This window comes from Dietzia sp. (assembly GCF_036741115.1).
Taxonomy (GTDB): Bacteria; Actinomycetota; Actinomycetes; order Mycobacteriales; family Mycobacteriaceae; genus Dietzia.
The window spans coordinates 13,454-33,224 of the sequence record NZ_DAINST010000025.1 but is presented as its reverse complement, the minus strand read 5'-3'; the positions used below and the strand labels follow the sequence as shown (position 1 = coordinate 33,224).

At 69.1% G+C, this 19,771-nt stretch carries 20 protein-coding genes; 10 read left to right on the top strand and 10 right to left on the bottom strand.

The window, feature by feature from the left end:
- Positions 1–204: 204 nt before the first annotated feature.
- Entirely contained in the window at positions 205–1,140 is a 936-nt protein-coding gene (locus tag V7E05_RS05885; RefSeq protein WP_333618740.1) for a hypothetical protein, read from the bottom strand.
- Between the two features lie 332 nt (positions 1,141–1,472).
- Here V7E05_RS05885 and V7E05_RS05880 point away from each other — a divergent pair, with 332 nt between their 5' ends.
- Entirely contained in the window at positions 1,473–2,435 is a 963-nt protein-coding gene (locus V7E05_RS05880; RefSeq protein WP_333618743.1) for an ATP-binding cassette domain-containing protein, read from the top strand.
- A gap of 33 nt (positions 2,436–2,468) precedes the next feature.
- Entirely contained in the window at positions 2,469–3,224 is a 756-nt protein-coding gene (locus tag V7E05_RS05875) for an ABC transporter permease (protein WP_333618739.1), read from the top strand.
- On the opposite strand, the gene V7E05_RS05870 is transcribed toward V7E05_RS05875, so the two are convergent.
- Entirely contained in the window at positions 3,221–4,489 is a 1,269-nt protein-coding gene (locus tag V7E05_RS05870; RefSeq protein ID WP_333618738.1) for an aminotransferase class I/II-fold pyridoxal phosphate-dependent enzyme, read from the bottom strand. The two genes, V7E05_RS05875 and V7E05_RS05870, sit on opposite strands and share 4 nt — an antisense overlap.
- A 140-nt stretch (positions 4,490–4,629) precedes the next feature.
- Here V7E05_RS05870 and V7E05_RS05865 point away from each other — a divergent pair, with 140 nt between their 5' ends.
- Positions 4,630–6,072: an aminotransferase-like domain-containing protein gene (locus tag V7E05_RS05865; RefSeq protein WP_333618737.1), complete on the top strand. Its 1,443-nt coding sequence runs from the start codon at positions 4,630–4,632 to the stop codon at positions 6,070–6,072.
- A 40-nt stretch (positions 6,073–6,112) separates the two neighbouring features.
- Here the strand turns inward: V7E05_RS05865 and V7E05_RS05860 are convergent, their stop codons facing one another.
- From V7E05_RS05860 to V7E05_RS05840, 5 genes are all read right to left on the bottom strand, one after another.
- Positions 6,113–6,517: a DoxX family protein gene (locus V7E05_RS05860; RefSeq protein WP_333618736.1), complete on the bottom strand. Its 405-nt coding sequence runs from the start codon at positions 6,515–6,517 to the stop codon at positions 6,113–6,115.
- Positions 6,518–6,614: 97 nt separating this feature from the next.
- Positions 6,615–7,463, bottom strand: coding sequence for an SDR family oxidoreductase (locus V7E05_RS05855; RefSeq protein WP_333618735.1), 849 nt, complete (start codon positions 7,461–7,463; stop codon positions 6,615–6,617).
- 135 nt (positions 7,464–7,598) lie between these two features.
- Positions 7,599–8,087 carry a DUF1801 domain-containing protein gene (locus tag V7E05_RS05850; RefSeq protein WP_333618734.1) on the bottom strand — a complete coding sequence of 163 codons (489 nt, stop codon included), beginning with the start codon at positions 8,085–8,087 and terminating at the stop codon, positions 7,599–7,601.
- A 4-nt stretch (positions 8,088–8,091) separates the two neighbouring features.
- Positions 8,092–8,559 carry a cupin domain-containing protein gene (locus V7E05_RS05845; protein ID WP_333618733.1) on the bottom strand — a complete coding sequence of 156 codons (468 nt, stop codon included), beginning with the start codon at positions 8,557–8,559 and terminating at the stop codon, positions 8,092–8,094.
- A gap of 5 nt (positions 8,560–8,564) precedes the next feature.
- On the bottom strand, positions 8,565–9,419 hold the full coding sequence (locus V7E05_RS05840) for an SDR family oxidoreductase (protein WP_333618732.1): 855 nt from the start codon (positions 9,417–9,419) through the stop codon (positions 8,565–8,567).
- 102 nt (positions 9,420–9,521) lie between these two features.
- Between V7E05_RS05840 and V7E05_RS05835 the strand changes: the two genes are divergently transcribed.
- Positions 9,522–10,397 carry an alpha/beta fold hydrolase gene (locus V7E05_RS05835; RefSeq protein WP_333618731.1) on the top strand — a complete coding sequence of 292 codons (876 nt, stop codon included), beginning with the start codon at positions 9,522–9,524 and terminating at the stop codon, positions 10,395–10,397.
- 32 nt (positions 10,398–10,429) lie between these two features.
- Here V7E05_RS05835 and V7E05_RS05830 read toward each other — a convergent pair whose 3' ends face one another.
- Positions 10,430–11,353: a hypothetical protein gene (locus V7E05_RS05830; protein WP_333618730.1), complete on the bottom strand. Its 924-nt coding sequence runs from the start codon at positions 11,351–11,353 to the stop codon at positions 10,430–10,432.
- Positions 11,354–11,878: 525 nt separating this feature from the next.
- On the opposite strand from V7E05_RS05830, the gene V7E05_RS05825 reads away from it, so the two are divergent.
- Genes V7E05_RS05825 through V7E05_RS05815 form a run of 3 tightly spaced genes read left to right on the top strand, consistent with a single transcriptional unit; the run spans position 11,879 to position 14,806 of the window.
- The gene (locus V7E05_RS05825) at positions 11,879–13,309 is read left to right on the top strand and encodes a glycosyltransferase (RefSeq protein WP_333618742.1); all 1,431 of its coding nucleotides are present in this window, start codon (positions 11,879–11,881) and stop codon (positions 13,307–13,309) included.
- Positions 13,306–14,007, top strand: coding sequence for a YbjN domain-containing protein (locus V7E05_RS05820; protein ID WP_333618729.1), 702 nt, complete (start codon positions 13,306–13,308; stop codon positions 14,005–14,007). The genes V7E05_RS05825 and V7E05_RS05820 overlap by 4 nt, the downstream gene beginning before the upstream one ends.
- A gap of 49 nt (positions 14,008–14,056) precedes the next feature.
- Entirely contained in the window at positions 14,057–14,806 is a 750-nt protein-coding gene (locus V7E05_RS05815) for a phosphoglyceromutase (protein WP_333618728.1), read from the top strand.
- A gap of 147 nt (positions 14,807–14,953) precedes the next feature.
- Here the strand turns inward: V7E05_RS05815 and V7E05_RS05810 are convergent, their stop codons facing one another.
- Positions 14,954–15,589, bottom strand: coding sequence for a maltokinase N-terminal cap-like domain-containing protein (locus tag V7E05_RS05810; protein ID WP_333618727.1), 636 nt, complete (start codon positions 15,587–15,589; stop codon positions 14,954–14,956).
- Positions 15,590–15,962: 373 nt separating this feature from the next.
- Here V7E05_RS05810 and V7E05_RS05805 point away from each other — a divergent pair, with 373 nt between their 5' ends.
- Entirely contained in the window at positions 15,963–17,186 is a 1,224-nt protein-coding gene (locus tag V7E05_RS05805) for a sensor histidine kinase (RefSeq protein ID WP_333618726.1), read from the top strand.
- The gene (locus V7E05_RS05800; protein ID WP_333618725.1) at positions 17,183–17,884 is read left to right on the top strand and encodes a response regulator transcription factor; all 702 of its coding nucleotides are present in this window, start codon (positions 17,183–17,185) and stop codon (positions 17,882–17,884) included. Before V7E05_RS05805 ends, V7E05_RS05800 begins: the two co-directional genes overlap by 4 nt.
- Positions 17,885–17,897: 13 nt before the next feature.
- On the opposite strand, the gene V7E05_RS05795 is transcribed toward V7E05_RS05800, so the two are convergent.
- Positions 17,898–18,788 (bottom strand): hypothetical protein, encoded by an 891-nt coding sequence (locus V7E05_RS05795; protein WP_442891615.1) that lies wholly within the window; start codon positions 18,786–18,788, stop codon positions 17,898–17,900.
- A 34-nt stretch (positions 18,789–18,822) separates the two neighbouring features.
- On the opposite strand from V7E05_RS05795, the gene V7E05_RS05790 reads away from it, so the two are divergent.
- Positions 18,823–19,770 (top strand): Ppx/GppA phosphatase family protein, encoded by a 948-nt coding sequence (locus tag V7E05_RS05790; protein WP_333618724.1) that lies wholly within the window; start codon positions 18,823–18,825, stop codon positions 19,768–19,770.
- The last annotated feature ends 1 nt before the right edge of the window (position 19,771 follow it).

Below are 19,771 nucleotides of genomic sequence, written 5' to 3'. Positions count from 1 at the left end.
TGTCGACGTACGTCAGTGCGATGAGAGCCGCGTCGACGACCGGGGTGAGTGCGAGCATCGCGAGTCCGATCCGTTTCCGCCGCAGCGGATAGCGGACAGCCAGGCCACCGAGGAGGAGGATCCAGAACATGGCTTCGGCGCCGATGATGCTGGCGGCGATCATTGCGTGGCTGCTAGGTGTTGCGGGTCGAAAACTCTTGGGTATTACGGCGCGAGGAGGCGCTCACCGGCGGGGCCGTCGCAGACGATGCTTGCGTTGAGTTCGGCCGAACGGCCCGCCGTGGGGCTCGAGCAGCTCCAGCCTCGGAAACCCATGGCAAGTGTGTTCCCGCCGCCTTCGGCGTGGCGGCGCGCCGTGTATTCGTCGATGATCGCTTCCGCGTCTGGGCAGGAGATCTCTCCGGATTCGACCTCGACGAGCGTGTTTCCCGACGCCGCCCCGCACATCGTGCCGGCGGCGACAGGGTTGTCGTCCTCCGAGTAATCGCCGTCGAGGTTCGTCTCGGTGGGCGTGCTCGGGGCGCTGCGTATCGCAGTGTCGCTAGCTGCCGACTTGCTTGTCGGTGCGCTGCTCGGTGCGGCGACCACCACGGTCCCGCTCGCGGTGAGGTCGGGGCCCGCCCCGCTCAGGTGGATCGCGTTGGCGCCGACGCTGCACGTGGGCTCGGCCTTGGCGTCGGACTCGCAGGCGACCTGGTCGAGCTCGACCCGCTCGTTCGAGCCAAGCGCCCGCTTCGCAGGCGGGACGCCCTCGAGGTTCGTGTATCGCACGCCGTCCGCCGACACCGTCGCGGCGCCGGGGCGGCCCTTGGGGAACGGTGGTATCTCGACGTCGGGAACGTCCGCGGGCGCCTTGCCCGTGCACGTCGCCACCTCCTCGGTGAACACGCAGGTGCCCGTGCCACCCGCGGCGGTCGTGAACGACAGGATGTGCTGATTTAGGACGGAGAACTCGTCCGCGGGGACTGTCGTGACCTTCGCCGCCGGGGAGGATGCGGCGGCGGATCTTTCCATGCTCGAGGAATCGGAGGGGGTGCCGGGGCCGGGAGCTCCGTCGTCATCCCCGGAGGAGCAGGCGGCGGCGAGCAGGGCCGCGACCGCGGCGAGCGAGGCGAATGCGGTGAAGTGACGAGGCTGCATGTGCGGGACGTTAACCGATCGGCGGCGGCGCTGCGCGGGTTCGCACGGGGCGCTTGGTGGGCGGTAAATCGCGTCGAGATGCAGTGTGCTCCCGACATTCTGCGAAAAGTCGGAGGCGCCGCGTATGTTTACCTCGGTCGCTTGAGAGCGATCGGGCGGCCTGCTCAGCCTCCCGTCTTTCTCCGTGGTGTTCCTCCGTGGTGTTCCAAGGCGGCTTGCCCTCACACAGCGTCAGAGTTGCAGGCTGTTCGGGCATGGTCGTGCGTTGCCGGCGGCGAAACGTGTGCGCAATCGGATTACTTACTACAGAAGTGGGAACCACCATCGTGGAGATGATCAGGGCGCGGGGCCTGGAACAGACGTTCCGCACCCGCAAGGGCAAGGAGAAGGTCGACGTCAAGGCGGTCGATGGAGTTGATCTCGATGTCGCCGAGGGCGAAATCCTCGGCTTCCTCGGGCCAAACGGCGCGGGCAAGACCACTACGCTGCGGATGCTCACCACGCTGCTGCGCCCCACGGCGGGCGAGGCACGCGTAGCGGGCTTCGATGTGCTCACGCTGTCGCGCGAGGTGCGCAAGAACATCGGCTACGTCTCGCAGGTCGGCTCCACGGGCAACGAGGTCCGCGCAGGCGAGGAGATCGTCGACCACGGCATGCTCTACGGGCTGGGCCGCAAGGAGGTCACGGCGCGGGCCGAGGAGCTCTTCGCGCAGCTCGATCTCGAGGGAATGTGGGAACGCAAGCCGTCGAAGATGTCCGGTGGACAGCGGCGCCGCCTCGATATCGCCATGGGCCTCGTGCACCGGCCGCGGCTCGTCTTCCTCGACGAGCCCACCACGGGCCTCGATCCGCAGGCGCGCGCCAACCTCTGGGAGCACATCCGGGGTCTACGCGAGAACCACGGCGCCACCATCGTCATCACCACTCACTACCTCGACGAGGCTGATGCGCTCAGCGATCGCCTCGTGGTCATCGACCACGGCAAGATCGTCGCCTCGGACACGCAGAAGAACCTCAAGGCACAGGTCGCGGGCGATCTCGTGGTGCTCACCGTTGCCGATCCGGGCTCGGCATCCGGCGCCGCGCAGGTGCTCGATAACGCAGGCGCAGAAGGGGAGGTGGCGGTGGACGGTAGCCAGGTCTCCGCCCGCATCCCGCAGGCCGGCCGCGCGCTCCCGGGGATCGTGGGCTCGCTCGAGGCCGCCGGCATCGGTCTCGAATCTCTCGATGTCACCCACCCCACGCTCGACGATGTCTTCCTCGAGCTCACCGGTCGATCCCTGCGCGATTCGTAGGCAAGTTCAGGCACCAGAAAGCAGGCTTCCTCGATGCGCTTCTTCCAGGATTCATTCATCATTTTCCGCCGCCAAATGCGAATCAACCTGCGTAATCCCGCGTGGGTTCTCATCGGCGTCATGCAGCCGGTCCTCTATCTCGTGCTGTTCGCGCCGCTTCTCGAGCCGATGACGGCCCAGTTCGGCGCCGTCAATGCCTACACGTTCTTCGTGCCGGGCCTCCTCGTCCAGCTCGGCCTGTTCGGCGCGCTGTTCGCGGGCTTCGGGCTCATCGCCGAATGGCGCGAGGGGGTCATCGAGGCGGAGCGGGTCACGCCGGCGAACCGCACGGCGCTGCTCTTTGGCCGGCTCATGCGAGACGTGCTGCAGATCTTCGTGCAGGCGCTCATCCTCGTGGGGCTGGGCTACGCTTTCGGCATGGATGCCCCGATTCTCGGCGTGGTGCTGGGCATCCTCATCACGCTGCTCACCGGCGCCGCGGCGGCGGGCGCGTCGAACGCGCTGGCGCTCACCGCGAAGAGCGAGAACGTCATGGCCCCGCTCACCAACATGTTGATGATGCCGGTGCTGCTCCTCTCCGGCATTCTCCTGCCGATGACCATCGGCCCGGACTGGCTGCAGAGGGTCTCCGACTTCATGCCCACCCGCTACATCGTCGACGGCGTCCGCGGTGCCTTCGGCGGGACGGCCTTCGATTCGACCACGCTTTGGGCGCTGCTCTGGGCTGCGGCTATGTTCATCGCCGGCATCGCGTGGGGCACCCACGTGTTCCGAAAGGAGAACGCCTAGGGCGTAGTCGCCAGGCCGGTCCGGTGGCGGTCGAGGAAGTCGCCGATCTGGGCGACGGCGCCGGCGAGGGTGGCCTTGTCGGGCAGGCAGGCGATGCGGAAATGGTCGGACTGGGGCCAGTTGAATCCGGTGCCGCGCGTGACCAAGATGTTCTCCTCGCGCAGGAGGGCGAGGGCGAAGGCTTCATCGTCGGCGAAGTCGAACTCGGCCGGCTCGTAGCGGGCGAAACAGTACAGCGCGCCCTTCGGGGCCACGCACGAGACGCCGTCGATCTCCCCGAGAAGCGCGGCGGTCGCCGTCACGCGATCGGCGAGCGAGCCGCCGGGATCGACGACCTCCTGGAGGTCCTCGGCGGGAATCGACAGCGCGGCGGGGATCGCGTACTGGCCCGGCACGTTCGGGCACACGCGCATGTTGGAGAGCAGGCCGATGCCCTCGAGGAGATCGGTGGCGCACTCGACCGGACCCGACACCGCGAGCCAGCCCGCGCGGAAACCGCATACGCGGAACGCCTTCGACAGGCCGCCGAAGGTGAGGCACAGGACATCGCCGCCGGCGGCGATCGCCGCGTGATGGTGTTGCGCGCCGCCGAAGGTGAGGTGTTCATAGATCTCGTCGGACAGCAGGATGAGGTCATGGCGGCGCGCGAGCTCGGCCATCCCGCGCACGATCTCCTCGCTGTACACGGCGCCCGTGGGATTGTTCGGGTTGATGAGCACGAGGGCCTTGGTGCGCGGGGTGATCTTCGCGGCGATGTCTTCGAGGCTCGGGTTCCAGTCGTTGGCCTCGTTCGCGAGGTAGTGCACGGGGACGCCGCCGGTGAGGTTCACCGCGCCCGTCCAGGTGGGGTAGTCGGGAGCGGGGACGAGGATCTCGTCGCCCGGGTCGACGATCGCCTGGAGCGCGAGGGTGATGAGCTCGGACACCCCGTTGCCGAGGAAGACGTTCTCGGGGTCGATACCCGGGCGCACGCCGACGGATTCGTAGTGCGCGGCGACTGCCTGGCGCGCGGCGAGGATTCCCTTGGAGTCCGAGTACGCCTCGGCGGGCTCGATGCTGTCGGTCACCGCCGCGACGATGTCCCCGCGCGCTTCGAGCCCGAACGGGTACATGTTGCCGAGGTTGAGGCGCAGGATCTCGTGCCCCTCCGCCTCGATGCGCGCGGCTTCCTGCAGGATCGGGCCGCGCACGTCGTAGGTGACGTCGGCGAGCCGCTTCGACTGGGCGAACGGAGTATTCGCGGTAGGAGTGGGTTGCGCATCCATGTGGGCTCCTGTCTCTGCATGTTCCATCTGGGCGTGCCGTCGTGCGTGGAACTGCCGTGTGTAGATCCAGTACAACGAAAAAATGGACCTGTAGAAAGGGCCAATTCCACGCAGAATCGCGAACCACTTATGCTTTCGGCATGAGCCGGAACGCACGCGCCACCCACCTCGCGCTCGGCGAGGTCGACTCGGCGGAGGGAGTCGTCGAGGGAGTGGTGTCGCTGATTGTCTCCGGTGCGCTCGCCGACGGCGACTGGCTCCCCGCCTCCCGTGCGCTCGCGGCGCAGACCGGGCTCTCACGCGGGACGGTCGTGCGCGCGTTCGACGAGCTCGCCGCGGCGGGCTTCGTCTCCACGCGCGGGGGATCGGGGACGCGCGTGAGCGAAGGCGCGGGACGGGCAGCGCGCGCCGGGGCGAGGACGCGCACTGGAACCGAGCCGGCCGCGCCGGTGGCGCCGGAGCAGGGCGAGGCGCGCAGCCCACGAGATCTGCGGCCGGGCATCCCCGACGCCGGCCTAGTCGACGAAAAAGAGTGGCGGCGGGCGGTGAGAGCGGCTGCGGGGGCGTCGTTGCTCGGCGTCAACCCGTGGGAAGAACCGAGCGCGAACCTACGGCGGGAACTGAGGGGGCACCTTCGCCGTCATCGGGGGTTGAGCGCGCGGGACCCCCTCCTCTTCGACAGCTCGCGATCGGCGGTGGCCGCGTTGTGCGCGGCCTTCTGTGCGGAGGCGGGGCGGGAGTCGGGGAAGGGGGCCGTGCCGTTCCACATAGAAGACCCGGGCTACCGCGGCGCGCTGCTCATGGCGCGGGAGCAGGGGCTCGACCTACGCTTCTATCCGGCGAATCCCGACGGCCTCGACGCGGAGTTGCTCGGGCGCGAGCGGGGGATCGTCTATGTGACGCCGGCGCATCACTACCCGCTGGGCCACCGCATGAGCGTCGAGCGCCGGGTCGCGCTCGCGCGGTGGGCGAGCGAGACCGGATCGCTGGTGATCGAGGACGATTACGACGGCGAGTACCGCTACGGGGTCGCCCCGCTGCCCGCGCTCGCGACCCTGCCGGACGCCGCCGAGCACGTCGCGTACGTGGGAACGTCGTCGAAATCGGTGGCGCCGGACTTGCGCGTCGCGTGGTGCGCGGCACCGGAACGCCTGGGACGGGAGCTGCGGCGCTGGCTCGCCGTGCACCGCCGCGGGCCGTCGGCGCTGCCCGCGGAGGCGCTCGCCGCGTTCATCGCCGACGGCGCGATGGACCGGCACCTCGCGAGGGCGGCGCGGACCTATTCCGACCGGCGGGCGCGGCTCGTCGCGGCCCTCCGTGAGCACTGCCCCGGCGCGGAGATCACGGGGGTCGAGGCGGGGCTCCACCTGTGCGTGCTCACGCCCGGGGTGGACGACGCCCGGCTCGCCGATGCGCTGGCCGTCGCCGGGTGGCAGACGCGCGCGCTGAGCTCGCAGTCCACGCGGTTCGCGCTGTCCGGCGTCATCCTCAATTACGCGCGGCTTCCCGGCGGTCTCGCACGGGAATTCGCGAAGGCGTTCGCCCGCGCGCTGGAGGACGAAGCGGCGCGCCAGTCGCGATGAGGACCGACGCGCGACACCCGCGCCGGGCGGGGAGCTCGGGCTACTTGCCCTTCTTCGCCTTCTTTGCGGCCTTCTTAGCCTTGCGCTTCTTTGCGGCCTCGGCGAGGAATAGGACGGTGGCGCTCGCCGAGAGCGCGCACAGCACGGCGGCCGGCGCGAAGTCCTTCGGCTCGTCGTCGGCAGCGAGGTGCTCGCTCACGGCGAGGGCCATCGCGACAGTGAAGCCGGCCGAGGACGCGGCGCCGACGAGCGGCGCCTTCTGACCCACGAGCACCCCGCCGGCGCCGGCGAGCTCGAGCGCACCGATGAGCTTGAACTCGTCGTTCTCGTAGCCGAGGTGCTCGGCGGTATCGAGCATCGGCTGCTGCTCGGTGACTTTGGCGTAGCCAGCGCCGCCGAAGGCGACGGCGAGGAGGGCAGAGTTGGCAAAAGAAAGGACGGACATGTGGTCTCCTTGGGGCTTACGGGGAAGGGGGGGCTGCCGGATGCGGGGTCTGGTGGGCACGGGCCCCGTCTATTCGGGACGTGCCATGGCCGCGAGGTTACAAGCCGTGTCTGCGGTGGACGATGTTCTGCATGATCTCCACAGGTAGACCGCGCTGCGCGGCGAAGGCCGTCGGCGCGGAAGAGCCGGCGGCGTAAAAGGCCTTGGGACGCGGGTCGGTCACGGCCTTGAGTAGCTCTTCGACGAGCGACTCCGTGGAGATGCCGGTGGACTCGTTGGCGTCGAGGTGGTCGATCATGGTCTCGAACTCGCCGGAGTAGGGGCCGGTGGGGTCGACATACTTCGTGCGCCGCTGCGAGATGCCCGTGTTGATCGCGCCGGGTTCGACCACGGAGACCCCGATCCCGAATCGCCGGACCTCGCGGCGCAGCGCGAAGCCGTGCGCCTTGATCGCGGCCTTCGTCGCCGCGTACGAGCCGCGATAGGCGAGCGGGAACGAACCGAGCATCGAGCCGACCATGACGATCCGGCCCCGGCCGGCCGCACGCATCGCGGGCAGCAAGCGTTGGGTTACCTCGATATGCCCGATGTAATTGACCTGCACGAGTCGCTCGAGCGCCTCGCGCGGGAGTTCCTCGGTGGCCCCGGACTGGCTCTCGCCGGCATTGTTGACCAGCACCGAGACCGGCTCCTCGAGGGAATCGACGAACTCGGCGATCGATTCGGGCGAGGCGAGGTCGAGGCGGCGCATCTCGATGCGCGGATCATCGCTGCGGCCCGGCGAGCGGCTTGTGCCGATCACGCGGAAGCCGCGCTCGGCGAGGCGCTTCGCCGCGAGTCCGCCGATGCCGGAGCTCGCTCCGGTGACCACGGCGAGACCCTCTTCGACATCGGGGAGCGTGGGCGGGCGCAGGAACGCGGAGAGTCCGCCAGGCGTTTCGGGCATGAGGCTCCTCGTGGGTCGTGGGGGCGATTGCGTCCAGGTCGTGCGGTAGGTCTCTGTCCCACATCATGCACCGGATCGGGAACCGGATGACGGCGTACGAGTTGCGCACCCCGGGCCGCGGGCGTGGACGCCGGGTTACGCGTCTGTGGGCTTGGGTGTGGCGGATCGAGCCGACTTCGCTGGCTCCGACTCCGTCTTCTTCGCCGGCTTCGCCTTCGACTGCGCCTTGGCCGCCTTCACCTCGTGGCGGTACTCGACCGCCGCCCGAACGAGCTCGCAGAACGCGCCTTCGTCCACAAAATCGCCCTCGTGCAGGTCGATTGCCCGCCACGACTTGCCGTTGCCGTTGTTGAACAGCCCGGCGGGGTCGGGCAGCGAGGCGCCGTCGGAGAACGTGAGCTTGACCTTTTCCTTGTGCGCATTGCCCACGGCGAAGGTCCCGTCCGATTCCCACACCGGGCTGCCCATGTACTTCCACGACTCGACGACGTCCGGCGCGGCCTCCTTGATCAGTTCGCGGAGGCGGCCGAGCAGCGGGCCGCGCCAATCGTCGATCCCGGCGATCAGGGCGTCGATCTGCTCGGGGTCGGAAGCGTTCTGGCCTGCGGGCATGGATTTCGGCATGCGCTCATTCCACCATGGGATCGACGGCGCGGACCGCCCAGCGCGGCGGGTCATCGCGCCCTGCGCGCTCGTCGGCTTCGGCGAGCTCGCGGCTCGGGTGCACGGCGGACTCGGCGTGGTGCACGGGCGCGTAGATCGAATACAGCGCGAGCGCCGAATCGCCCGTATTCACCACGTCGTGCCACGTCCCCGCAGGCACGCACAGCGCCCAGCCCGGGCGCACGGCGACGACCTGCTCCCATTCGCCGTCCGCGGGGCCGAGCCGCGCCTCGCCCTCGCCGGCCTCGACGCGCAGGAACTGATCGGTCTCCTGGTGTACCTCCGCCCCGATCGATTCCCCGGGGGCGATGCGCATCAGGGTCACCTGCAGGTGCCGGCCCGTCCACTCGACCGTCCGGTAGTTCGAATTGTTGACGGCGGACGCCGCGATATCGAAGACCTCGGGACGCCTGCTCGGCGTGTGCTCGCGCACGGCGCCTACTCGCGGTGGGCGCGCTGCGCGGAGTGCTGCGCGCGGGGCTTGATGACGATTCTGTCGAGGTTGACGTGCGACGGCCGCGATGCGACGAAGCCCACGACCTCGGCGATGTCCTTGGCGACGAGTGGGGTGAGCCCGGCGTACGGCTTGCTCGCGGCCTCGGGGTCGCCATCGAAGCGGACCAGCGAGAACTCGGTCTCGGCAAGGCCGGGCATGATCTCGCAGAAGCGGACCGGCTGGCCGAGGAACTCGCCGCGCAGGGTCTGGTGGAGCACGGACTCCGCGTGCTTCGCGGAGGTGTACCCCGAGCCGTTGTCGTAGGCTTCGAGCGCGGCGACCGACGTGACCGTCACGACGAGTCCGTCGCCCGAGGCGACGACCTTGGGCATGAGCGCCCTCAACATATGTAGCGTGCCGAGGACGTTGGTCTCCCACATCCAGCGCCACTGCTCGATGTCGGCGTCCATCACCGAGGTCTGCCCCTTTGCGCCACCGGCGTTGTTCACCAGGACATCGACGCGCGGAAGGATCCCGGCGAGCGCCGCGACCTGGGCGGTGTCGGTGATATCGAGGGGGACCGCGGTCCCGCCGAGTTCCTCGGCTAGCGCGGCGACGCGGTCGTAGCGGCGGGCGCCGAGCACGACGTGCATGCCCTGTCCTGCGAGTTCGCGCGCGATCGCGGCGCCGAAGCCCGAGGAGGCGCCGGAGATCACGGCGATCTTCGTGGACGCCGGGACGGCGTCGAGGGTCTGCGCGGCCGCGCTGTAGAGCTCGGGGCCGGTGGCGGCCTGTTCGGCCTCGCGCGAGCTCATGCCCGCGGCGGCACTGGTGTCTGAATCGCTGGGGGTCGTCATGCGGCCGAGGTTACGCCCGCTCGCCGGCGCCGCACGCCACGGCGGCCGCCGGGGTGCGAGGAACGGCACTGGCGCCGCGCCCGTCCGTGGCACCCTTGAGGCATGAACGAAGCGAAACCGGAACGGGCAGGGGACACCCCGCCGCCCGCCGTCAGCATGGATTGCCATACCGCACTGTCCACGGACGGTGCCCGGATCGCCTACCGCACGGGCGGGAACCCCGAGGGGCGGCCGCTCGTGCTCGTGCACGGGTGGGCGCAGTCCTCGCTCGCGTGGGGGCCGGAGCTGCTCGCTGCTCTCGCGCCGACGTTCCGGATCGTGGCGATGGACCTGCGCGGGCACGGAGCGAGCGATGTCGCGGCTTCCGGCTACGACTCTTCGCAGCAGTGGAGTGACGACGTCGGTGCCGTGCTCGACGGTGCCGGCATCGGCGCCGGCTCGGGCGCGATCATCCTCGGCTGGTCCTACGGCGGGATCGTGGTCGGCGATCATCTGACGCACGCGGGGACCGAGCGCTTCGGCGGCGTCGTGCTCTGCGGCGCCGTGACCTCGATCTCGCGCGCGCCCGGAGGCGCAGTGGGGGAGGCGATGATGCGCGCAGGCGCCGGTGCCGCAGACCCTAACCCCAAGCGCGCGATCGCCGCGCTGGGGAGCTTCGGCGCCGACATGTTCGCCCAGAGCGCGGGGGAGGCGCAGCAGCGGATCTTCGGGATCTCGCTGTCGACCTCGCCGTATGTACGTGCGGCGATGTTTGCACGGCGCGTGAACAACGACGAGGCGCTCGCCAGGCTCGGGCTGCCCGCGCTCGTGATCCACGGCGCGGCCGACGGGATCGTCCTGCCTTCGGCTGCCGAGGCGAACGCCGAGACGCTCGGCGCGCGGCTCGAGTTCTATCCGGAAGTCGCGCACGCTCCGTTCGCCGAGGCCCCGGAGCGGTTCCTCGCCGATCTCGAGGGGTTCGCGTCCGGGCTGGGTTAGTCGGCGCTACCGCTGGTTGCTGCTAGTCGGCGCTACGCGTCGAGGATCTTCGAAGCCTGGCGCGAGGTGATGCCGTTGAGCGCCTTGATGGTGGCCTCGTCCGTGGTCGGGGCCATCTGCAGGGCGCTCACGCGGAAGGTGATCCCACGGGTGGTGACCTGGTAGAAGGTCTGGCTCTGCGCCTGCTCCTGATCCAGCGCGTCGACCCGGGAGGTCGCCGAGGACTGGTACCCCTGGACGTTCGCCTTCTCGATCTTCGGCGTCTGGGTCGGCCCGTTGGTGGCGTGCATAGTGAGCCCGCTGCCGGAAAGCGTGAAGGTCGGGCAGTTGAGGAAGCGGTCGGCGAACGCGCCGCGGTCGACGTTTTTGCCGAGCACCATGACCGAGTACACAGACTGCGATGCCGGGTCCTGGATCTGCGCAGCGGCCGCGCCGTCGGGAATCGCGGGGGAGCCCACGGCGATATCGGTGCACTCGGGCGGGTCGACCTTGAGGCTACGCATCGCCTCGGAGATCTTCTGCGCCGCCGCGACGCCCTCGGAGGGGTCGATGGTCTGGTAGTTCCAGCCCGGGAAATCCTCGCCGCGCAGGAGGAGGTCGCTGTTGGAGCGGGAGGGGGCGTCCTTGTCGGAGCCGGCGGCCCCGGGATCGTTGCCCTCGCGGCCGGCGGCGCCCGCGATATCGCGGTTGTCCACCGGGTTTGCCGGGTCGCCGGATGCCCCGGCGGGAGCGGAGGACTTGGAGGCCGAGCCGGCAAAGGGTTGCGACTTGCCGCTGTTGGCGTCGCCCTCGTGCGATGCCGCGGCGTCGGCGAGGTCGGAGGACGTCCCGCCGTCACCGTCGGAAGAACACGCGGCGAGGGAAATGGAGAGCAGCGCCGCGGCCGGGAGAGCCACCAGCGCGGCGAGGCGCCCGCGACGGTCATGTCGGCCCTCGGTGGTGATCGTCTGCTGCATGCAATTCCTCCTACGCGAACCGAGTCCCGGCGGATACCCGCGCGGCGGGTCGTGCGGTTCGTGCACCTTTCTCGGGAGCGCATACGCGTTCCCCCGAGGGCACAGCTTAGGGCACTTCCTCGGGATTTCCCCGCCCCCGTTCGACTCGCTTGCGCGATTCTCAGCGATTGCCCAGACCTGAGCGTGGGCCTCGGGATGGACGGTCGAACGACTACCGAATTCGGGCTGAGCTGGTTCGATGCGCGGAGTTTCGGTCGTGCGCGGTTCGCGTCTAGGCCGAATCGAGACCTCGTGGACCCGAAATATTCTCAGGATGGAGGCGCCCCTTCGGAGGTGGGAACAGCAGGTCTGACGGCGGAGGCCGCAGACCCCGGGGAAAAGTCGGGCGCCGCCGGTAGTGTTCTGGGTGTCATGAGGGTGGTTACTGAGATGTCCGAGACGAAGCGGTCCGATTCGGCGCAATCGAGCACGCCGCAGTCGAGCGCTGCCCAGGGCGGGGCGATGGTGCCTGTCGGCGGTGCGCCCGTGCGTGTCGCGGTGGTCAGCGTCCACACCTCCCCGCTCGAGCAGCCCGGCGTCGGCGATGCCGGCGGGCTCAACGTCTACGTGCTCAACACGGCGCGGGCGCTGGCCGAGCAGGGCGCGGAAGTCGAGATCTTCACGCGCGCCACCTCGGCCTCGCAGCCGGAGGTCGTGGAGATCGCGTCGGGCGTCCGCGTCCACCACGTGGTCGCGGGACCACTCGAGGTGCTCGATCGTTCCGTGCTGCCCGTCCACCTCGCGCCGTTCATCGCCGAGGTTTTGCGACTCGTCGACGCAGAGGATCGCGAAGGGGCGGCGCCGTTCGACGTGGTCCATTCCCACTATTGGATCTCCGGGCAGGCCGGGACCGTTCTCGCCCAGGTCTGGGGTATTCCGCTGCTCCATACGCCGCACACGTTGGCCGCCGTCAAGAACACGTTCCTCGCGGAGGGGGATTCGCCGGAGCCCGAGTACCGGATCCAGGGCGAGCAGTACGTCGTGGACCACGCAGATCGCACGGTGGTCAACACCGAGAGGGAGAAGGACGATCTCGTCCGTTTCTACGATGCGTCGCCGGAGCGCGTGGACGTGATCACCCCGGGGAGCGACCTGGCCTGCTATTCCCCGGGGGATCCGCGCGGCACCGAGCTCGCCCGGCGCCGTCTCGGCATCCCGCACGGGGCCAAGGTGGTCGCGTTCGTCGGGCGGATCCAGCCGCTCAAGGCGCCGGATGTCCTGCTGCGTGCCTTCGCGCAGATGGTCCGGGACTCGATGGACTCTGCGGATGTAGAGGGAGGTCTGGAGTCCGGGGCCGGCGCGGCCGCGGGGGCGTGCCGGAACCTCGTGCGCAGCCACATCACGCCGTACCGGCTCGTCATCGTCGGAGGGGAATCGGGCAACGGGATCGGGGCGATGGACCTGCGCGGGCTCGCCCGCGAGCTCGGCGTTGAGCATCTCGTCACCTTCCTCCCGCCGCGCCCGCCGCAGGACCTCGTGGAGGTCTACCGGGCCGCCGATATCGTCGCGGTGCCCTCGTACTCGGAGTCCTTTGGGCTCGTCGCGCTCGAAGCGCAGGCGTGCGGCACGCCGGTCGTCGCCGCCAACGTCGGTGGGCTGTCCATCGCAGTGGCCGAAGGAGAGACGGGCACGCTGATCGACGGTCACGACACCGACATGTGGGCACAGCGGCTGCGAGAACTGCTCGACGAGGACGCGAGGCGCGTCGCCATGTCGCTGCGCGCCCCCGAGCGGGCGCGGCGGTTCAGTTGGGACTCCACGGCCGCGGCACTGCTGTCCACGTACGCCGGGGCGGATTCGGAAATGGAGGGTTCGCCCGCGGCGGGAACGGCCGAGGACGGGTCCACCGAGGATGGATCGGCAAGGGCCGGATCGACACAGGCCGGATCGACCACGAACGCGAAGGAGTTGGCATGAGCGAATCGTCACCGAAGCAGGGCACACCCAACCCCGAGGTGCTCGAGAACATCGAGTCCTTCCTCGTCGACAGGCAGATCGAATCGCAGCTCCTCGATGGGCGGACGTTCGTCGTCAACCTACCGGGGGAGAAGCGGCTCAAGACGGCCGTGCACCTCCACGTGGGCGCCGACGCCGTGCGGATCGAGTCGTTTATTTGCCGCAAGCCGGACGAGGACTTCCTCAAGGTCTACGACTACCTGCTGCGGCGGAACCGGCACCTCTATGCGGTCGCGTACACGACCGACAACAACGGCGACATCTATCTCGTGGGCTGGCTGCCCGCCGGCGGCATCGACGAGACGCAGCTCGATCGCGTCCTTGGGGGGATCCTCGAGGCGGCGGATTTCGACTTCAACAAGCTCCTCGAGATGGGGTTCCATTCCTCGATCCGCCGGGAGTGGTCGTGGCGGGTCAAGAACGGTGAGCCGCTCGCGAACCTCTACGCGTTCCGGCACCTCACCTCGGATCTCGAGCAGCCCGGCAAGAACGGGATGCCCGAGGAGAACGCGAGCGGAAAGCTGCTGCCGGGGGAGACGCCGGCGGATCGCGCGGCCGCGGATGCGGTGGCGGATGCCGGAACGCCCGGGGGCGAGGTCGAAGCATCGGAGGCTGAGACCGGGGCACCGGGCGAAGACGCGGACACCGGCGAGAAATAGTCGCACCGCCGGGCATCGTTGCTGGGCTCGCATGGTCCATAATGGCCGCATGTCTTACGGAAAACTCGTGCTCGTGCGGCACGGACAGAGCGAATGGAATGCGTCGAACCAGTTCACTGGCTGGGTCGATGTCAATCTCACGGACCAGGGCCGCGCAGAGGCCGAGCGCGCCGGCGCGTTGCTCGTAGAGAAGGGCGTCCTCCCGGACGTGCTTTTCACCTCGCTGCTGCGCCGCGCGATCACCACCGCCAACATCGCGCTCGATGTCGCCGACCGCCACTGGATTCCCGTTGTGCGCGACTGGCGCCTCAACGAGCGCCACTACGGCAAGCTCCAGGGGCTCGACAAGGCCGAGATCAAGGAGCAGTACGGCGACGAGCAGTTCATGCTGTGGCGCCGCTCGTACGACACCCCGCCGCCCGAGATCGCATCGGACGATAAGTACTCGCAGGCCGGCGACCCGCGCTACGCGAATCTCGACGAGGTGCCGCTCACCGAGTGCCTGCTCGACGTGGTCAACCGCTTCGTGCCGTACTACGAGGCCGAGATCGCGCCGCGCGTCGCGGCCGGCGAGACCGTCATGGTCGCCGCGCACGGCAACTCGCTGCGCGCGCTGGTCAAGCACCTCGACGCGATCTCCGACGAGGACATCGCGGGGCTCAATATCCCCACGGGAATTCCGCTGGTCTACGAGTTCACCGAGACCGGCGAGGTCGCCAACCCCGGCGGAACTTACCTCGACCCGGCGGCTGCGGAGGCCGGCGCCGCTGCGGTGGCCAACCAGGGCAACGGCAAGTAGGAACGACGGATTCCGCGGGCGGCGCGCCTGGAGCATTGGGGCTCCGGTCGCGCCGCCTTTTTCGGCCGCAGGTAGCGACTTGGTCGGCGATGTCGCCCCGCGACGTACCGCCGGCAGGAGGATGACGGCGGAGCGCCCCGGCAGTACCTAGGCCGGAATCGCCGCGAACTGGACCTCGCCGCCCTCGTGCCCCGGCCAGGTGCCGAGCAGCTCGCCGGCGGCCGGCGCATTGCCATCGCCGGCAGCGTTGTCTCCCGCGGCATTTCCATCGGCATCGACGAGGACCGATCGCAGCACGAGGCGCTCGGCGAGGTCTGCAAGCGCGGCCTCGGACGGCGCCTCGCCGCCGGCGATACCCGTTCCGCGGACGGCGGCGACGGGAGCGTCCAGCTCGTTGCCGCTCTCGGCGTCGATGAACTCGGCGCCGCTCCCGGCCACGGCGATAGTGCGGGCGAGCTCCGTGCGGAACACCGGGTCCTCGAGCCCGAGGTACACCCACCGGCGGCCGAGGATGGAGTGGTCCATTTCGACAACCGGGCTCACTGCCTGGTCGAGCGGCGCGCCGCGGTAGGTGAGGGGCACCTGGAGTATCCGGCCTTCGTCGTCACGAACGATGTGGATTTCCATGCCGACCCCGCCTGCGGGGTCGTCGAATCGGTACGAGGCGAGCTGGGTGAAGGAGTCGGTCGACGCATGTGGGGCGACTCCGGAGGACCGGAGGGCTGCGGCGATGGCTTCGGGCTTGGACGGGTTGAGGGACGCGGTGGTGTAGATATCGGCCATACGCCCAGGATAGGGAAACTGCTCGGGTCCGGGTGGGCTGCCGGGAACATGCACTTCCTGCTGAAGGAAGCACTTTCTGTCGATTTCCGGCCCGATCGGCGGCGAAATCGACGGAAAGTGCATGGAGAGCTGGGCCGGGCGGGACGAAGGCAAAGCCGCGCGCGAGGACGACCTGGCCGGGCTGGCCGGGCAGACGACCGGGCCGGGCAGACGACCGGGCCGTATGCGCTGCCTTGTCGCCCAACCCAGCCGCGCCCCGCCGAAGCCCAAGGGTGAACCCCCGGTTAACTCTTCATGGCGCGCCCCGACCCCTCCGGTTAACTGGAGTCGTCCGCGTTTGTGCCGGGCTTGCCTGGTTGTAGATTTGGGTCTCGTGAACGTCATCGTCTCCGTCGGGCTCCTGGTCGTGGTCGCCCTCGTGTTCCTCGGGATCGGTGTCCTCGTGGGCCGTCGCGTCCCGCGGCGCGGCGGACTGCTCCCCGGCGCGGACGCGCGGGAGGCCCGGGAGTTCGTGCTCTCCAAGGGCGAGGTTCTCTACGGAGCGATGCAGCAGGCCCCGATCGCGCTCGCGGTGGTCGACAGGTTCGAAGACCTCATCCTCGCGAACGATCGGGCGGATGAGCTCGACATCGTCACCAACCACCGGGTGCTCGACGAAGTGTGGGACACCGTCCAGGAGAGCTTCCGTACGGGCGAGGAGCAACGCTTCTACCTCGCCGCGCACTCCCGAGGCGGCCATCGGCTGCCGTCGGTCGCAGGGCGCACGGTGTTCCTCAAGGGCCAGGACCAGAAGTTCGTCCTCATCTTCGCCGACGACGATTCCGAGCAGCGCCGCATGGAGGCCGCGCGCCGGGACTTCGTCGCCAACGTCTCCCACGAGCTCAAGACCCCGGTCGGAGCGATGAGCGTCCTCGCCGAAGCGCTCCTCGAGTCCGGCGACGACCCGGATTCGGTCCGCTACTTCGGCACGCGCGTGCGCGACGAGGCACAGCGCCTCGGCGCGATGGTCACCGAGCTCATCGAGCTCTCCCGCCTCCAGGGTGCGGAGAAGCTGCGCAACCTCGAGCCCACGTCGATCGACGAGATCATCGACGAGGCGACCCGCCGCACGGCGGCCACGGCGGAGGCGCACGATATCGAGCTGACGGTGGATGACCGCTCGGGCCTCGAGGTCATGGGCGATCGGACCCTGCTCGTCACTGCGCTGTCCAACCTCGTGTCCAACGCGATCAATTACTCGCCGGCGGGCACGCCGGTGGTGGTCACCCGCTCGGCAGACGACGACGTCGTGCGCATCCGGGTTACCGACCACGGCATCGGCATCGCGCCTGAGCACCAGGGGCGTGTCTTCGAGCGGTTCTTCCGCGTCGACAAGGCGCGGTCCCGGGCGACGGGCGGCACCGGTCTCGGACTGGCGATCGTCAAGCACGTCGTGCAGAACCACAACGGCGTCGTCAAACTGTGGAGCAGACCAGAGATGGGCTCGACCTTCACCATCGAACTCCCGCGGGTCGCCGCGGAGTCCGCTACCGAAACGGTCGGCGAGCGCCTCGGCGCGGCAGCCGCCGGACTGGGTCCAGGAAAGGAAGAAAAATGACCCGAGTACTCATCGTCGAGGACGAGGAATCGCTCGCCGATCCGTTGGCCTTCCTGCTCCGTAAGGAGGGGTTCGAGACGGCCGTCGCCGCCGACGGCCCGAGCGCCCTCCAGCAGTTCGATGCGGACGGCGCGGATATCGTCCTCCTCGACCTCATGCTCCCCGGAATGAGCGGCACGGACGTATGCAAGCGGCTGCGCGCCGTGTCCTCGGTGCCGGTCATCATGGTTACCGCCCGCGACAGTGAGATCGACAAGGTCGTCGGCCTCGAGCTGGGTGCGGACGATTACGTAACCAAGCCGTATTCCGCTCGGGAGCTCACGGCCCGCATCCGGGCCGTGCTGCGCCGCGGTAACGGAGACGAGACCGAGGAGCTCGTCGACGACAGCTCCGTGCTCCAGTCGGGGCCCGTGCGAATGGACATCGAGCGCCACACCGTCGAAGTGCGCGGCGAGACGATCACGCTGCCGCTCAAGGAGTTCGACCTCCTCGAGTACCTTCTGCGCAATTCCGGCCGCGTGCTCACGCGTGGGCAGCTCATCGACCGCGTGTGGGGTTCGGACTACGTCGGCGACACGAAGACGCTCGACGTGCACGTCAAGCGCCTGCGCTCCAAGCTCGAGGCCGACCCGGGCAGCCCGCAGCACATCATCACCGTGCGCGGCCTGGGCTACAAGTTCGACGGCGGGGCGGCGTAGCCGAGCGAGGTCGCTACTTCTGCTTCCGCGCCGCCATCTCCTCGGCCCGCTCGGTCGCGGGGTGCACGGCGACGAGCCCGAGCTGCTGCCTTCGCCGGCACGCCGCTGCCACGATCTCGTAAGCCGCATCTCCGATGAGCTCGCGGAGCTCGTCGGAGAGCGATTCGAACACCGGCTCGGCCCCGACGTGCGCCTCGGGCGAGCCCGTGCAGTACCAGTCGAGATCGAGGCCGCCGGGGCCCCAGCCGCGGCGGTCGTATTCCTCGATGCGCGTGTGCAGCACCTCGACGTCGTCGGCGCGCGTCTCCCATTCCTGCGTCCGCCGGATCGGCAGCTGCCAGCACACCTCGGGCTTCGACTCGGGCAGCGTCCGCTCGAGCCGAAGCGCCATGTGGTGCAGCGCGCATCCCGACCCCGAGGGCCAGCCGACGTCATTGAAGAACACGCAGCGCCCGTTGTAGCGGCGCGTGCGCAGCGCGGGCTCGTCATCGAGCTCGTCCTCCTCGAGCCACGGCTCGATGCCCTTCTCGAGTGACGCGGGAGTGCGGGTTCGCGCATAGGCCTCCGCGTCCGCGGCGTGCTGCCATTCGCCGTCGGCGAGGAGCGCGACGTTCGCGGCGAGCCGTTCCCTGTCCTCGCCGTCGGTGAGGAAGGCGCCATGCGTGCAGCAGCCCGAATCGGGTTGGTTGGCCACGATGCCGTGGCAGGCGGGGGTGCCGAAGACGCAAGTCCAATGGGAGAGCAGCCAGGTCATATCGACAGTCACGACGTGGTCTTCCTCGTCCGGATGGTCGAAGGAATACCACTCGCGCGGGAAATCGAGCCCCACCTCCGGCTCGGGATCTCGCTGCGCGCCTGCCGGTCCGGTGGAGCGCCCACCGCTGCGCCTGGAAGTACTGGTCACGCCTTGCAACGGTAGCCCGTTATACGGTGTAGGCGTGAGACTGGGTGTCCTGGATGTCGGCAGCAATACGGTGCATATGGTGGTGGTCGATGCCCACGCGGGCGGCCACCCCACACCGATGAGTGATTCGAAGAGCGCGGTGCGTCTCATCCAATACCTGGATGCCGACAACCGGATCTCGGATCTCGGCGTGCGGAAGTTGAGTGATGCGGTGGCCGAGGCCGCTGAGATCGCGCGCGCCACGAAGTGCGAGGAGGTCATGGCGTTCGCCACCTCCGCGGTGCGCGATGCGAACAATTCCGACGACGTGCTCGACGCCGTCGAGAAGTCGACGGGGGTGCGCCTGCGTGTCCTCTCCGGCGTCGACGAGGCGAAGATGACCTTCCTCGCTGCCCGCCGCTGGTACGGCTGGTCGGCAGGGACGATCGTCAATCTCGATATCGGCGGCGGCTCCCTCGAGCTCACCGCCGGGCCGGACGAGAGCCCGGAGACAGCTTTCTCACTCCAGCTCGGCGCGGGCCGGCTCACGCACGATTGGTTCCCCACGGATCCGCCCGAGCGCAAGCGCATCAATGCGCTGCGCGACTACATCGATGCCGAGCTCGCCGGGCCGGCCGCGGAGATCCGCCAGCTCGGTACGCCGGACCTCGCGTGCGCCACCTCGAAGACGTTTCGCATGCTCGCCCGCCTCACCGGCGCGGCGCCGAACTCTGCGGGCCCACGGGTCGAGAGGCAGCTCACGGCGGCGGGCCTGCGTCAGGTCATCGCCTTTATCTCCCGGATGACGGCGTCCGACCGCGCCGAGCTCGAGGGCATCAGCTCCGATCGTTCGTATCAAATCGTCGCGGGGGCACTGGTCGCGGAAGCCTCCATGAGGGCTTTAGGGTTAGAGTCGGTAAAGATTTGTCCGTGGGCCCTGAGAGAGGGTCTAATCCTCCAGAGGCTGGACCACAACGACGGCCGGGACGGAAAGGGGAGCTGAC